Source organism: Ruegeria sp. CDSC081, assembly GCF_059610485.1.
Window position 1 is genome coordinate 43114 of the sequence record NZ_JBXWNS010000010.1, and the last position, 13935, is coordinate 57048.

General features: G+C 58.2%; 13 protein-coding genes. 8 read left to right on the forward strand and 5 right to left on the reverse strand.

Annotation, left to right across the window (positions count from 1 at the left end):
- Nucleotides 1-116: 116 nt before the first annotated feature.
- The 3 genes from AC2FH9_RS17040 (at nucleotide 117) to msrA (ending at nucleotide 2540) form a co-directional block, all read left to right on the forward strand.
- On the forward strand, nucleotides 117-1343 hold the full coding sequence (locus AC2FH9_RS17040; RefSeq protein WP_142637390.1) for an argininosuccinate synthase: 1227 nt from the start codon (nucleotides 117-119) through the stop codon (nucleotides 1341-1343).
- Between the two features lie 147 nt (nucleotides 1344-1490).
- A complete protein-coding gene (locus tag AC2FH9_RS17045) occupies nucleotides 1491-1772 on the forward strand; it encodes an SCP2 sterol-binding domain-containing protein (RefSeq protein ID WP_496703247.1) in 282 nt (93 codons plus the stop codon).
- Nucleotides 1773-1868: 96 nt separating this feature from the next.
- The gene (msrA, locus tag AC2FH9_RS17050) at nucleotides 1869-2540 is read left to right on the forward strand and encodes a peptide-methionine (S)-S-oxide reductase MsrA (protein WP_496698707.1); all 672 of its coding nucleotides are present in this window, start codon (nucleotides 1869-1871) and stop codon (nucleotides 2538-2540) included.
- Here the strand turns inward: msrA and AC2FH9_RS17055 are convergent.
- Both AC2FH9_RS17055 and AC2FH9_RS17060 read right to left on the reverse strand, forming a co-directional pair.
- On the reverse strand, nucleotides 2537-3406 hold the full coding sequence (locus tag AC2FH9_RS17055) for a ribokinase (protein WP_496690211.1): 870 nt from the start codon (nucleotides 3404-3406) through the stop codon (nucleotides 2537-2539). The two genes, msrA and AC2FH9_RS17055, sit on opposite strands and share 4 nt — an antisense overlap.
- A 3-nt stretch (nucleotides 3407-3409) precedes the next feature.
- Nucleotides 3410-5665 (reverse strand): NADP-dependent malic enzyme, encoded by a 2256-nt coding sequence (locus AC2FH9_RS17060; RefSeq protein WP_496698705.1) that lies wholly within the window; start codon nucleotides 5663-5665, stop codon nucleotides 3410-3412.
- Nucleotides 5666-5825: 160 nt separating this feature from the next.
- On the opposite strand from AC2FH9_RS17060, the gene mutS reads away from it, so the two are divergent.
- Complete coding sequence (gene mutS / locus AC2FH9_RS17065) at nucleotides 5826-8438, forward strand: DNA mismatch repair protein MutS (RefSeq protein WP_496872429.1); 2613 nt, start codon at nucleotides 5826-5828, stop codon at nucleotides 8436-8438.
- A 32-nt stretch (nucleotides 8439-8470) separates the two neighbouring features.
- Here mutS and AC2FH9_RS17070 read toward each other — a convergent pair whose 3' ends face one another.
- Both AC2FH9_RS17070 and hrcA read right to left on the reverse strand, forming a co-directional pair.
- Entirely contained in the window at nucleotides 8471-9034 is a 564-nt protein-coding gene (locus AC2FH9_RS17070) for a nucleotide exchange factor GrpE (protein ID WP_496872333.1), read from the reverse strand.
- Nucleotides 9035-9044: 10 nt separating this feature from the next.
- Nucleotides 9045-10109 carry a heat-inducible transcriptional repressor HrcA gene (gene hrcA, locus AC2FH9_RS17075; protein ID WP_281995819.1) on the reverse strand — a complete coding sequence of 355 codons (1065 nt, stop codon included), beginning with the start codon at nucleotides 10107-10109 and terminating at the stop codon, nucleotides 9045-9047.
- A 112-nt stretch (nucleotides 10110-10221) separates the two neighbouring features.
- Between hrcA and rph the strand changes: the two genes are divergently transcribed.
- From rph to AC2FH9_RS17095, 4 genes are read left to right on the forward strand one after another with little or no spacing between them, the layout of a single operon-like run.
- Nucleotides 10222-10935: a ribonuclease PH gene (rph, locus tag AC2FH9_RS17080; RefSeq protein ID WP_496698700.1), complete on the forward strand. Its 714-nt coding sequence runs from the start codon at nucleotides 10222-10224 to the stop codon at nucleotides 10933-10935.
- Nucleotides 10932-11546, forward strand: coding sequence for an RdgB/HAM1 family non-canonical purine NTP pyrophosphatase (gene rdgB / locus AC2FH9_RS17085; protein ID WP_496698698.1), 615 nt, complete (start codon nucleotides 10932-10934; stop codon nucleotides 11544-11546). The genes rph and rdgB overlap by 4 nt, the downstream gene beginning before the upstream one ends.
- Nucleotides 11536-12690 (forward strand): radical SAM family heme chaperone HemW, encoded by a 1155-nt coding sequence (hemW, locus tag AC2FH9_RS17090; protein ID WP_496872334.1) that lies wholly within the window; start codon nucleotides 11536-11538, stop codon nucleotides 12688-12690. Before rdgB ends, hemW begins: the two co-directional genes overlap by 11 nt.
- 3 nt (nucleotides 12691-12693) lie before the next feature.
- Nucleotides 12694-13047: a YbaN family protein gene (locus AC2FH9_RS17095; protein WP_496698695.1), complete on the forward strand. Its 354-nt coding sequence runs from the start codon at nucleotides 12694-12696 to the stop codon at nucleotides 13045-13047.
- Here AC2FH9_RS17095 and AC2FH9_RS17100 read toward each other — a convergent pair.
- Nucleotides 13037-13933: a ParB/RepB/Spo0J family partition protein gene (locus AC2FH9_RS17100; RefSeq protein ID WP_496872336.1), complete on the reverse strand. Its 897-nt coding sequence runs from the start codon at nucleotides 13931-13933 to the stop codon at nucleotides 13037-13039. The two genes, AC2FH9_RS17095 and AC2FH9_RS17100, sit on opposite strands and share 11 nt — an antisense overlap.
- Between the last annotated feature and the right edge of the window lie 2 nt (nucleotides 13934-13935).

A 13935-nucleotide genomic window follows, 5' to 3' on the forward strand; every position in this document is an offset into this window, starting at 1 on the left:
CTTGTTTTCTTTCCTTCTGTTTCACCCCAAATCCCGACCTGCGTCAACGCAGATAACTTGCCCCCGCGTTCAAAACCCGCTAGGGGCCAGTCGTTCTACGCATAAAGGGAAGTCAGATGTCCGCGCCCAAGAAAGTTGTTCTGGCCTATTCCGGTGGCCTTGATACCTCGATCATCCTGAAATGGCTGCAGACCGAGTATGGTTGTGAGGTCGTAACCTTCACCGCCGACCTGGGTCAGGGCGAGGAGTTGGAGCCCGCCCGCAAGAAGGCCGAGCTGCTGGGGATCAAGCCCGAAAACATCTATATTGAGGACATCCGCGAGGAATTCGTCCGCGATTTCGTCTTTCCGATGTTCCGCGCGAATGCGCAGTATGAGGGCCTGTACCTGCTGGGCACCTCGATTGCGCGCCCGTTGATCTCGAAACGTCTGGTCGAGATTGCCGAGGCGACCGGAGCGGATGCCGTATCGCATGGCGCGACCGGCAAGGGCAACGATCAGGTACGGTTCGAACTGGCGGCATACGCGCTGAATCCCGATATCAAGGTCATAGCCCCCTGGCGCGAGTGGGACTTGTCCAGCCGGACCAAGCTGCTGGAATTTGCCGAGGCGAACCAGATTCCGATCGCCAAGGACAAGCGGGGCGAGGCGCCGTTCTCGGTTGATGCCAACCTGCTGCACACCTCATCCGAGGGCAAGGTTCTGGAAGACCCCGCCGATATGGCGCCCGATTACGTCTATCAGCGCACGGTCCACCCCGAGGACGCGCCGAATAAACCAGAATTCATCGAGATCGGGTTCGAAAAAGGTGACGCGGTCAGCATCAATGGCGAGGCGATGAGCCCGGCCACCATCCTGACCAAGCTGAACGAATATGGCGGCAAGCACGGTATCGGACGTCTGGATCTGGTTGAAGGCCGCTTCGTTGGAATGAAATCGCGCGGTATCTATGAAACACCCGGCGGCACAATCCTGTTGGAAGCACACCGTGGCATCGAATCCATCACCATGGATCGGGGCGCGATGCATTTGAAGGACCAGCTGATGCCTCAATATGCAGAGCTGATCTATAACGGCTTCTGGTACTCGCCCGAGCGCGAGATGCTGCAGGCCGCGATCGACAAATCTCAGGATCATGTCACCGGCACCGTGCGCGTGAAGCTGTACAAAGGTCTGGCATCGACCGTTGGCCGCTGGTCGGAACACTCGCTGTATTCCGAGGCGCACGTGACCTTCGAAGAGGATGCTGGTGCCTACGATCAGAAAGACGCTGCGGGATTCATCCAACTGAACGCCCTGCGCTTGAAACTTCTGGCAGCACGCGACAAACGCCTGTCGAAGTAAGACAGCTGAGATTTTGACCTGAAGACCCGGCAGCCCCTCAGGATGCCGGGTTTTTTATGCGTCCATTTTTGCCACCTCCCGTCAGGTCACTCTTGCTCCACCGTAGGATATGTCTTTACCCAAGTCACAACACTGAAAGGATGGGGCATGTTGCAGGATATCGCAGAAGGTATTCAGAACGGTCTGAATGGCAAAAACTTTGATGGGTCGTTGAAATTCGATTGCGGTGATGCCGGTGTGATTGTTCTGGCCGACAATCAGGCGACGACGCAGGATCAGGACACTGATTGCACCATCCGTATCTCACAAGAGAACCTGACCAAGCTGTTGACCGGCAAGCTGAACCCGATGACCGGTATTGCCATGGGCAAGCTCAAGATCTCGGGCAATATGGGTGTGGCGATGAAGCTGGGGCAGTTGCTGGGCTAAGGCGATAAACTCGTCTCACCAGCGCGTGAGAACAGATGTCAGCGCGTTGCGCCTGAGGTTTTCCCAAGGCAGTCTGATCATGGAAGGAGACCCACCATGATCCGAACCACATATCTTGATGCAGTCAAGCCATGGCTTTTGTTCGCGTTGATCCTCATCGTCGCAATGCTGCGCGCCGCCCCTGCTCCCGCTGCCGGGACCGAAACGCTGACTGTGGCCGGGGGATGTTTCTGGTGCGTTGAATCCGATTTCGAATCCGTGCCGGGCGTGATTCAGGCGGTCTCGGGCTATACCGGTGGCGCAACCGCCGATCCAACCTATGGCGAGGTGTCCAAAGGCGGCACCGGCCATTATGAGGCTGTTCAGATCACCTTTGACCCGGCCCGTGTTTCCCGTGAAACCCTGCTGAACCTGTTTTTCCGCTCGGTCGACCCTACGGATGCGGGCGGACAGTTCTGCGACCGTGGAGAGAGTTACCGCACAGCGATTTTCGTCTCTAATACAGGCGAAAAGGCGTTGGCCGAGGCTGCAAAATCCAAAGCGCAGAACGTCCTGCGTCAAACGATTGTCACCCCGATCCTGCAACAGGACCGGTTTTACCCGGCCGAAGCCTATCATCAGGATTACTATAAGGGCGAAAAACTGGTCTTTACGCGGTTCGGTCCCAAACGCCAACGCAACGCCTATAAGGCCTATCGCAAAGCCTGCGGTCGCGACGCCCGCGTTAAACAGCTGTGGGGCAGTGACGCGCCCTTTGCCGGGTCTTAATCAAAGCGCGCTTCGCGCACTTCTTTCAGATCAGGAATGACATCCGCCGTACCGTGCCGTGTCACCATCAACGCGGCAGCCCGGTTTGCCTGCAATATTGCCTGCTCCATCGGCATGCCACGATCCATTCCTGCCAGAACGTAACCTGTGAACGTATCGCCCGCACCAGTTGTGTCCACCGCCTGAACCTTGTGAGCCAAAAAATCCGAGGTCGTCCCCTTATGATGATATCGCGCGCCCTTTGATCCGAGGGTCACAATGACATGCTCTATCCCCAACTCGGACAGGCCCTGTCCGGTTGCCTGCCGCAGCTGCTCGGCCTCGACTTCATTTAGGATCAGGAAATCCAGATACGGAAGAACCGCCCGCACTGCATCGGCTTGAAAAGGGGCCGCCGCGTAACAGACAGTCAGCCCCATTTCGCGGCCCATTTTTGCGGCTTCAACCTGCAAGTTGGTTTCGTTTTGCGTCACAATCAGATCACCCTGATCCGCCGATGACAGCGCCTGGCCCAGTTGATCTGACGTAATTGCATGATTCGCGCCTTGAAACAGGATGATGTTGTTTTCACCCTCGGCGTCTACGGCGATAATGGCGTGCCCGGTAGGATCTGAAACCTCGGCAATCCACCGGGTATCGACGCCATATTCGGTCAGCCTGTCACGCGCCCAGCGCCCGTCGGGCCCAATGGCCCCAATATGCGCCACCCGCGCGCCGGCCCGCGCGCCGGCGACGGACATATTAGCGCCCTTACCGCCCAGAAACCGATCCAAACGGTTGGCCGAAAGCGTCTCACCCGCGCCCGGCAGGTGTGGCACATCATAAATCATGTCTGCGTTGATCGAGCCTAGATTCCAGATTGTCATGGCTTAACCAATATCGCAGGAGGCCAGAATGGCCATGTTCAGAATGTCATTGGCCGTCGATATGGTCGAACAGATCTGAATCGGCTTGTCGATGCCCGACAAGATCGGGCCGATCACCGTGGCCCCACCCATTTCCTGCATCAGCTTGGTCGAGATCGAGGCCGAATGCCGTGCTGGGACAATCAGGATATTCGCCGGTCCGGTCAGGCGCTGGAACGGATAGTTTGCCTGCTGGTCGACATTCAGCGCCACGTCCACCGTCATTTCACCTTCGTATTCGAAATCTACGCCACGCTGATCCAGAACGGCAGGAGCGCGGTGCATCTTTTCGGCCCGCTCCGACACCGGGTAGCCAAACGTCGAAAAGCTGACAAAGGCAACGCGCGGCTCCAGCCCCATATGGCGGGCAACGGCTGCTGAGCGCTCGGCGATATTGGCCAGATCGTTTTCGTCCGGCCATTCATGGACTAGAGTGTCGCCGATCAGCACGATCCGCCCCTTGTGCAACAGCGCCGTCACACCCGCCGCGCCACGGGCCGCATCTGCGTCGAACACATGGTTGATCCGATCCAGCACATGCGCCGATTTACGCGTCGCGCCCGAGACCAAACCGTCGCCATGCCCATGCGCCAGCATCAGCGATGAAAACACATGCCGGTCGCGCGCGGCAAGTCGATGAATATCCTTTCGATCAAAGCCTTTACGCTGTAGGCGATCGTACAAAAAATCAGAATAGGTATCGAGATGCGCAGTGTTGGCGGCATTCACGATCTCCAGCTCACGCACAGCATCGCCCAGCCCGGCCTCTTCCAGCTTTTGCTTGACGTCATCCGGGCGGCCTACGACCAGCGCCTTACCAAAGCCCGAGCGTTGATACATCACCGCAGCCCGCAGCACACGCGGATCGTCGCCCTCGGCAAAGATCATTCGGCTTTGCGCCTGACGGGCCCGCGCGTTCAGGCCGCGCAGAATGCTGGCGGTCGGATCCATGCGGGATTTCAGGCTCAGCTCATACGCGTCCATGTCGATAATCGGGCGCCGCGCCGCGCCGGTATCCATCCCAGCCCGCGCAACGGCGGGCGGAATGCGGTGAATCAGGCGCGGATCGAAAGGTGTCGGGATAATATAATCGCGCCCAAAGGTCAGCGACTTACCATAGGCCATCGCGACCTCATCCGGGACATCTTCGCGCGCGAGGTTGGCCAGGGCGTGGGCACAGGCAATTTTCATCTCGTCATTGATGGCGCGGGCGTGGATATCCAGCGCACCGCGGAACAGGTAGGGAAAGCCCAACACGTTGTTGACCTGGTTCGGATAATCGCTGCGCCCTGTGGCGACGATGGCATCTACGCGCACCTCATGCGCCTCTTCCGGTGTGATCTCGGGGTCGGGGTTTGCCATCGCAAAAATCACCGGGTTATCGGCCATGCTGGCTACCATATCTTGCGTCACAGCCCCTTTGACCGACACGCCCAGAAAGACGTCTGCGCCTTTCATGGCGTCTTCCAGCGTACGCAGATCCGTGGTGATCGCATGGGCCGATTTCCACTGGTTCATGCCCTCGGTCCGGCCCTGATAGATCACGCCTTTGGTGTCACACACGATGCAGTTTTCATGCCGCGCGCCCATGGACTTGAGCAGTTCGATACACGCTATCCCAGCAGCCCCAGCACCGTTCAGAACAATCTTCACATCTTCAATCTTCTTGCCCGAGATACGCAGCGCATTCAGCAGGCCCGCTGCACAGATCACCGCCGTGCCATGCTGATCATCGTGGAAGACGGGGATATCCATTTCTTCCTTCAGGCGCTGTTCGATGATGAAACACTCGGGCGCCTTGATGTCTTCCAGATTGATGCCGCCAAAGGTCGGGCCCATCAGACGCACGGCGCGGCAGAACTCATCCGGGTCTTCGGTGTCCAACTCGATATCGATCGAGTTTACGTCAGCGAAACGCTTGAACAGGACTGACTTGCCCTCCATCACCGGTTTTGAGCCCAGCGCGCCCAGATTACCAAGACCCAAAACCGCCGTCCCGTTCGAGATCACGGCGACCAGATTTCCCTTGTTGGTATAGTCATAGGCCGTTTCTGGATTTTCCGCGATTGCTTCACATGGAACAGCCACGCCGGGGCTGTAGGCCAGCGACAGGTCGCGCTGCGTGGTCATGGGAACGGTGGCTTGTACCTCCCACTTGCCAGGAGTTGGGTCCAGGTGAAAGGCCAGCGCCTCTTCGTTGGTGATCTTCGCTTTGGGCATTTGATACGTCGTTTCTCTGCAACTACGGGGCTTCTGCCTCATAGCGCAGGCACGCGCGCGCCTCAACGAGAATACTTTTGCCTTTCGCACCAGATGGCGGATTTGTAAGGTCGCGACCGAACGCCGTCAAAAGGGATCAGCCTTGTCCACAGTCACGCCGATGATGGCGCAATATCTCGAAATCAAAGAGGCCCATGCCGACGCCCTTCTGTTTTACCGGATGGGCGATTTCTACGAGATGTTTTTCGAGGATGCCGTCAACGCCGCCGAGGCGCTGGACATCGCCCTGACCAAACGCGGCAAGCACAACGACGCCGACATCTCGATGTGCGGTGTGCCGGTCCATGCCGCCGAAGGATACCTGCTGACGCTGATCCGAAAAGGCTTTCGCGTGGCCGTTTGCGAACAGATGGAAAGCCCGGCTGAGGCCAAGAAGAGAGGCTCTAAATCAGTGGTAAAGCGCGGTGTTGTCCGGCTGGTGACACCCGGAACACTGACCGAGGACGCGCTGCTAGAGGCGCGCCGCCACAACTTTCTGGCCTGTTATGCCGAGGTGAGGGATGAAGCGGCGCTTGCCTGGGCCGATATCTCAACCGGGGCGTTTCACGTGATGCCTTTGACCTCTGTGCGCCTAAGCCCTGAACTGGCCCGGCTGGCTCCGTCGGAGCTGATCGTGGCGGACGGGGCCGAACAGGTCCTGCACGAACCTGCCCGCGATCTGGGCATCTCACTGACGCCCATCGGCCGTGCCAGTTTCGACAGCACGGCGGCTGAAAAGCGCATCTGCGCTCTGTTTCACGTGGGCGCGCTGGACGCGTTTGGAAATTTTGGCCGGGCCGAAGTGTCCGCTATGGGCGCATTGATTGACTATTTGGAGATCACGCAAAAAGGCAAATTGCCCCTGCTGCAAACGCCGCTGAAAGAATCCGAGGACCGCGTGGTGCAGATCGACGCCGCAACGCGCCGCAATCTGGAGCTGACCCGGTCGCTGTCTGGCGGGCGCGCCGGATCGCTTTTGTCGGTGGTTGACCGTACAGTCACGCCGGGCGGCGCGCGGTTGTTGGAACAGCGCCTGTCCAGCCCCTCGCGCAATCTGGATGTGATCCACGGGCGGCTGGATGCGGTGAGTTTCGCGGCTGAGGACAGCCTGATCGCCCAAGATCTTCGCGATGCCCTGCGCAAAACCCCCGATCTGGACCGCGCCTTGTCGCGCCTGTCGCTGGAACGCGGCGGCCCCCGCGATCTGGCCGCGATCCGAAACGGGTTGGCGCAGGCTGCAACCATAGCCGAACTGTGCGGGACGGGGGATCTGCCGATCCTGCTGGCCACTGCGGTGCAAAACCTGACGGGCTTTGATGATCTGCTGACCCTGCTGGATGAGGCGCTTGTGGCCGAGCCGCCTCTGATGGCGCGCGACGGCGGCTTCATTGCCCCCGGCTATGACGCGGAACTGGATGAGGCGCGCACCCTGCGCGACGAAGGCCGCTCGGTCATCGCCGGATTTCAACAGAAATATTCCGAGCACACCGGCATCACCTCGCTGAAGATCAAACATAACAACGTGCTGGGCTATTTCATCGAAACCACGGCCACCCATGCCGAGAAGATGTTGAACCCGCCGTACTCCGAAACCTATATCCACCGGCAAACCACGGCCAATCAGGTGCGGTTCACGACAGTAGAACTGTCCGAGATCGAAACCCGTATCCTGAACGCCGGAAATCATGCTTTGGAGATCGAAAAGCGGCTCTATCAAAGGCTTTCTGATGAGATTCTTACCCGTGCTGCGCAACTGAACCAAGCCGCGCGCGGGCTGGCAGAACTGGACCTAACCACTGCGCTGGCCGATCTGGCACGGGGCGAGAGCTGGTGTCGCCCGCAGGTCGATGCCTCTCGTGCCTTTGATATTCAGGGCGGGCGGCATCCGGTTGTTGAACATGCGCTGCGCCAACAAAGCGGTGACGCGTTTATCGCCAATGATTGTGATCTCAGCGCCGAAGATGGTGCTGCAATCTGGTTGCTGACCGGCCCCAACATGGCGGGTAAATCAACCTTCCTGCGGCAGAATGCGCTGATCGCCCTGCTTGCACAGATGGGCAGCTATGTTCCAGCCGAACAAGCCTATATCGGTGTGGTCAGCCAGCTGTTCAGCCGTGTCGGGGCATCTGACGATCTGGCCAGGGGTCGGTCGACCTTTATGGTTGAAATGGTCGAAACCGCCGCCATCCTCAATCAGGCCGACGATCATGCGCTGGTCATCCTGGATGAAATCGGACGCGGGACGGCCACCTATGACGGGCTTTCCATCGCCTGGGCCACGCTCGAACATCTGCACGCCGCCAATAAATGTCGCGCGCTGTTTGCAACGCATTATCACGAGCTGACCGCGCTGGCCGGAAATCTGGTAGGTGTCGACAACGCCACCGTTGCGGTCAAGGAATGGGAGGGCGAGGTGATCTTTTTGCACGAGGTTCACAAAGGCGCCGCGGATCGGTCTTATGGTGTCCAGGTGGCGCAACTGGCTGGCCTGCCGGCATCCGTTGTCGAACGTGCCCGCGTTGTGCTGGACCAGCTGGAAAAAACCGAACGCGAAGGCGGCAAGCAAAAGGCTTTGATCGACGATCTTCCGCTGTTCTCAGCTGCCCCGCCGCCACCGCCTCCCCCAAAAGCTTCACCCGTTGCGGATATGTTGGGTGAGATCTTGCCAGATGAGCTAAGCCCGCGCGAGGCATTGGACCTGATCTATAAATTGAAAGAGGCGGCCAGATCCTGACCGCCTCAATAATTGATTGATATCTTAGGTGCTTAGCTTGCCGGCGTGGACGACACACCCACCTGCGCGGGGCGCAAGAGCCGGTCGTACAGCATAAAGCCTTCTGCAGATACCTGTATGATGTCACCAGCGCGTGTTCCGGGCACGGGGGCCTCGAACATCGCCTCATGCACATTGGGGTCAAACCGATCGCCAACTTCTGGCGTGATCACCTGAATCCCGTGTTTCTGAAACACGTCCTTCAGCGCGCGCATGGTCAGTTCAACACCTTCCAACAAAGCGCCTGCGACCTCTTTTTGCTCGTCGGTTGCGGCCTCAAGCGCGCGTTTCATATTGTCATAGACCGGCAGCATGTCACGAGCCAGTTTCGAGCCGCCATACTGTTCGGCATCGCGCCGAGCCTTGTCGCCGCGCTTGCGCGCGTTTTCCGCATCGGCCAATGCACGCATGAATTTGTCTTTGTAGTCGTCGCGCTCGGCGCGCAGCTCATCCAGCTCCAGCGCTTCATCGCTGATCTCAGCAAATTCATCAGCCAGTTCTTCGGCCTCGGCCGTTGCGATATCGTCCAGAAAATCTTCGTTCTTGGGCTCTGCCATCTCTTACCCTCTAGCTCCGGTCGGATATCAGTTTGCCGACCAGTTGCGCCGTATAATCCACGATCGGCACGATCCGTCCATAATTCAGACGTGTGGGCCCGATGACCCCAACCGCACCGATTATCTTACGATCAGCGTTCATATATGGAGACACCACCAAAGAGGAACCCGAAAGTGAGAAAAGTTTGTTCTCAGACCCGATAAAAATGCGTACACCTTCGCCTTCTTCGGTCAATTCCAGAAATTCGGCGATGTCGCGCTTGCGTTCGAGGTCGTCAAACAGGGTGCGAATGCGCTCCAACTCATCTGCTTCGCCGCGTTCACCCAGCAGATTCGCCCGCCCTCGGACGATCAAACGGGCCGAGTCGCCATCATCTCCGTCCCATGCGGCCATGCCGCTGTCGACCATTTCTCGGGCCAACACGTCAATTTCCTGCTTGCGCGCATCTATCTGGGTCAGCATCTGACGGCGGACTTCGCTGATTGTGCGGCCCTCGATCAGGGCGTTCAGAAAATTCGCTGCTTCCCGCATCGAGCTGGGCGTTTGCCCGGGTGGCGGCTTGAACAGCCGGTTTTCCACCTGACCGTCGGAAAAGACCAAAACCACCAGGGCCCTGTCATGCCCAAGCGACACAAATTCGATATGTTTGATTTCCGCTTCGTGTTTCGGCGTCAAAACCAGTGAGGCCCCTTGTGTCACGTGTGACAAGGCCGCACCGACACGGTCAAGCATCCCGCCGACATCCCCCGAGTTAGCGCCCAGTGTGTCGTCCAGCTTCTGCCGGTCATCCGCGCCCAGATCACCGACCTCCAGCAATCCGTCCACGAACATCCGTAACCCGTGTTGCGTCGGAATCCGCCCCGCACTGACATGAGGGCTGTCGAGCAGGCCTAGAAACTCAAGATCCTGCATCACATTGCGAACCGTCGCCGCACTGACTTTTTCCGACAAAGTGCGCGTCAGGGTACGGCTGCCGACAGGCTCACCGCTATCCAAATAGCTTTCGACGATCAGCCGAAACACCTCGCGCGACCGGTCATTCATCTCGTTCAGAATTTTGCTTGCGTCACTCATCGGCAATCCTCTGCTGGATGGCCATTAAATAGCAGGTAGGCGAAAGGTCAATCAGGGTTGCATCCTGACGCTGCGGGGCGGTATCCCCAAACCAGCAAACAAAGGAATTCCCATGCGACCCTCAGGACGTGATCTAAACGAAATGCGCGCCGTTTCAATCGAAACGGGATTTACCAAACATGCCGAAGGTTCCTGCCTGATTAAGATGGGCGATACCCATGTATTGTGCACTGCCACGATCGAAGATCGCGTGCCACCGTTCATCAAGGGTTCGGGCCTGGGCTGGGTTACCGCTGAATACGGCATGCTGCCCCGTGCGACCAATACACGGATGCGGCGCGAGGCTGCCAGCGGTAAGCAGGGTGGTCGTACCGTGGAAATCCAGCGTTTGATCGGCCGTGCCCTGCGTGCAGGTGTCGATCGGGTTGCCTTGGGTGAACGCCAGATCACCGTCGACTGCGATGTGATCCAGGCCGATGGTGGCACCCGATGTGCCTCGATCACAGGCGGTTGGGTTGCGCTGCGTCTTGCGGTCAACAAGCTGATGAAAACGGGTGACGTGATCTCGGACCCGCTGGTTGACCCGGTTGCAGCCGTGTCCTGCGGTATCTACGCCGGTCAACCGGTGCTGGATCTGGATTACCCCGAAGACAGCGAAGCCGGCGTGGACGGCAACTTTATCATGACCGGGTCCGGCAAATTGGTCGAAGTTCAAATGAGCGCCGAAGGCTCGGTCTTTAGCCGCGTTCAGATGGATCAACTAATGGATCTGGCTGAACAGGGCGTTAGTGAACTGGCTGCTGCGCAAAAGGCCGCCACCGCATGACCCGCAAGTTCGACGGCGACAGGTTGCTGGTGGCCACGCATAACAAAGGCAAGCTTGAGGAGATGGCACATCTGCTTGAACCCTTTGGCGTCACTGTTATCGGTGCCGCGGACATGGACCTGCCTGAACCGGAAGAGACCGAGGATACATTCGTCGGCAATGCCCGGATCAAGGCCCATGCCGCCGCCAAAGCCACCGGCCTTCCTGCCCTGTCGGACGATTCCGGGATCACCATCGACGCGCTTGACGGGGCGCCGGGCGTCTACACCGCCGATTGGGCAGAAACCGGCAATGGCCGCGATTTCCTGGTGGCGATGACACGCGCACATGGGGAGCTTGAGGCGAAGAACGCTGCCCATCCCCGCACCGCACAATTTCGTTGCACGCTGGTTTTGGCCTGGCCCGACGGGCATGATGAGGTGTTCGAAGGCATCGCCCCCGGTCACTTGATCTGGCCCATTCGCGGTGCGGACGGCTTTGGTTATGATCCAATGTTTGTGCCCGAGGGTCATGACATTACCTTTGCCGAGATGGATCGCTGGGAAAAGAACAAGATCAGCCATCGCGGTCGCGCGGTTGAGATGTTCGTGAAAGGCTGTTTTGGCGGATGATTGGCGCAATGGGGGCTTTGGCCTGTATGTGCATTGGCCCTTTTGCGAGGCCAAATGCCCCTATTGCGATTTCAACAGCCATGTTTCCAAAAATATTGATCAAAAACAATGGCTTGATGCATATCTGGTCGAGCTGCGCCGTAGCGCTTCCGAAACCCCCAACCGTGTCCTGAACACCATCTTCTTTGGCGGCGGCACCCCGTCTCTGATGGATCCCGAAACCGTCGCCGCAGTGATTGATACCGCCCGCGCCCTTTGGCACCCCGCCAATGACATGGAAATCACACTTGAAGCCAATCCCGGCTCGGTCGAGGCGGGACGGTTCGCTGCCTACCGAGAAGCAGGCGTCAACCGTATCTCGATGGGGGTACAGGCGCTGAATGATGACGATCTGCGCCGGTTGGGCCGCATTCACAGCGTGGCCGAAGCGCGGGCTGCTTATGACATAGCCCGTCATTGTTTTGAACGGGTCAGCTTTGACCTGATCTATGCGCGGCAACATCAAACCCTTGATGCCTGGCGCGCAGAGTTGACCGAAGCCCTGTCGATGGCGGTCGATCACCTGTCGCTGTACCAACTGACCATAGAAGACGGAACCGCCTTTGGTGATCGCTATGCCGTGGGCAAGCTACGCGGCCTGCCCTTGGATGATAGCGCCGCCGATATGTATCTGGCCACGCAAGAAATCTGCGAGGCTCATGGTCTGCCCGCCTATGAGGTATCGAACCACGCCCGCCCCGGCGCGGAATCACAGCACAATCTGATCTATTGGCGCTATGGTGACTATGTCGGCATTGGCCCCGACGCCCATGGGCGGATCACCCAGAATGGCCAGAAATACGCGACTGAAACCTATCTGAATCCGCAACGGTGGTTGGATGCGGCTTCCTGTGGTAGCGGAGAGAAAGAACGCGCCGCATTGTCGCGTGAAGATCAGGCAAGTGAATACCTTATGATGGGTCTTAGAGTTTCCGACGGGCTAGATATAGATAGATATATGGGAATATCAGGCCACCCCTTACCACAAGACCCATTGGGCCATCTTCAGGATATCGGCATGGTTCAAATGCTGGATGGTAGACTGATGGCTACAACCGACGGGCGGGCCGTCTTGAACGCCGTGATCCGCGAACTTTTGGGGTAGACCATGCAATATCTGTGGGCAGGGCTTGGATTGTTATGTGTCGGGCTGGCCGCTGTTGGGGTGGTACTTCCCCTACTACCAACGGTTCCATTTCTGCTACTCGCCGCCTTCTTCTTTGCCCGCTCGTCTTCACGGCTGCATAGCTGGCTGATAACGCACCGACTGTTTGGCCCAATGATCGTCGATTGGCAGAGTTCGGGTGCGATTCGTCCGGCCGCAAAAAAGGCGGCCACCCTGTCGGTCGCCGCCGTATTTGGATTATCGGTCATGATGTCTGCGCCGTCTCATGTCCTGATCATCCAGGCGATTGTACTTGGCGGCGTGATGATATTTATCTGGACCCGCCCTAGCGGCTGAGCTTGGAACAAAGATCATCCAGTTGATCCAGGTTCTCATAGGTCAGGACCACCTGCCCCGTTTCCGAGCCCGCTTTGTGATTGATCGCCACTTTCATCGCCAGAATCGCGGAAAGATCCTTTTCCAGCGCCCGGGTATCCGCATCTTTACCCGCATTCAGATCCCGAGACCTTGGTGCCGGTCGGGCCGCATCCCCCTGCTGTTGCTTCTTCACCAGCGCTTCCGTTGCCCGCACCGACAGCCCGTCTTTGACAATTTGCTTTGCAAGGTCCGAGGCATTCTCGGCCGTGATCAGCGTCCGTGCATGGCCAGCCGATAATTTTCCTTCTATTACAAGGGTTTGTACATCCATTGGCAGGGACAACAGGCGCAGCAAATTGGCAATATGACTGCGGCTTTTGCCCAATGCTTCAGCCAGCTTTTCTTGCGTATGACCAAAGCGGTCCATCAGCTGCTTATAGCCGGCCGCCTCTTCCACCGCATTCAAATCCGCGCGCTGGATGTTTTCGATAATGGCGACTTCCAGAACCTCAGTGTCATCAAAATCGCGAACGATAACGGGGATATCATGCAACTGCGCCATTTGCGCCGCGCGCCAGCGGCGCTCGCCCGCGACGATTTCATAATCGCCTTCGGCAATCTCGCGGACGATCAGCGGCTGAATGATCCCCTTCTCTTTGACCGAGGCGGCAAGCTCATCCAGATGTTCCCGGGCAAAGGTGCGGCGCGGCTGATTTGGGTTTGCGTGAAGCTTTTCGATTGGAACCGTCAGGTCCGGCCGCCGTGAATCAGTTGGCACGCGTCCCTGGGGCTCTTGTGTGACATCTGCCATCAACGCCGAAAGCCCGCGACCCAACCCTCTTGGTTTTGATTTTCTGGCTGTCACAG

Excerpts from the sequence above, each read along its gene's own strand:
- AC2FH9_RS17040 (WP_142637390.1), top strand. The coding sequence starts at position 117 with ATGTCCGCGCCCAAGAAAGTTGTTCTGGCCTATTCCGGTGGCCTTGAT.
- AC2FH9_RS17045 (WP_496703247.1), top strand. The coding sequence starts at position 1,491 with ATGTTGCAGGATATCGCAGAAGGTATTCAGAACGGTCTGAATGGCAAA.
- msrA (WP_496698707.1), top strand. The coding sequence starts at position 1,869 with ATGATCCGAACCACATATCTTGATGCAGTCAAGCCATGGCTTTTGTTC.
- AC2FH9_RS17055 (WP_496690211.1), bottom strand. The coding sequence starts at position 3,406 with ATGACAATCTGGAATCTAGGCTCGATCAACGCAGACATGATTTATGAT.
- AC2FH9_RS17060 (WP_496698705.1), bottom strand. The coding sequence starts at position 5,665 with ATGCCCAAAGCGAAGATCACCAACGAAGAGGCGCTGGCCTTTCACCTG.
- mutS (WP_496872429.1), top strand. The coding sequence starts at position 5,826 with ATGATGGCGCAATATCTCGAAATCAAAGAGGCCCATGCCGACGCCCTT.
- AC2FH9_RS17070 (WP_496872333.1), bottom strand. The coding sequence starts at position 9,034 with ATGGCAGAGCCCAAGAACGAAGATTTTCTGGACGATATCGCAACGGCC.
- hrcA (WP_281995819.1), bottom strand. The coding sequence starts at position 10,109 with ATGAGTGACGCAAGCAAAATTCTGAACGAGATGAATGACCGGTCGCGC.
- rph (WP_496698700.1), top strand. The coding sequence starts at position 10,222 with ATGCGACCCTCAGGACGTGATCTAAACGAAATGCGCGCCGTTTCAATC.
- rdgB (WP_496698698.1), top strand. The coding sequence starts at position 10,932 with ATGACCCGCAAGTTCGACGGCGACAGGTTGCTGGTGGCCACGCATAAC.
- AC2FH9_RS17095 (WP_496698695.1), top strand. The coding sequence starts at position 12,694 with ATGCAATATCTGTGGGCAGGGCTTGGATTGTTATGTGTCGGGCTGGCC.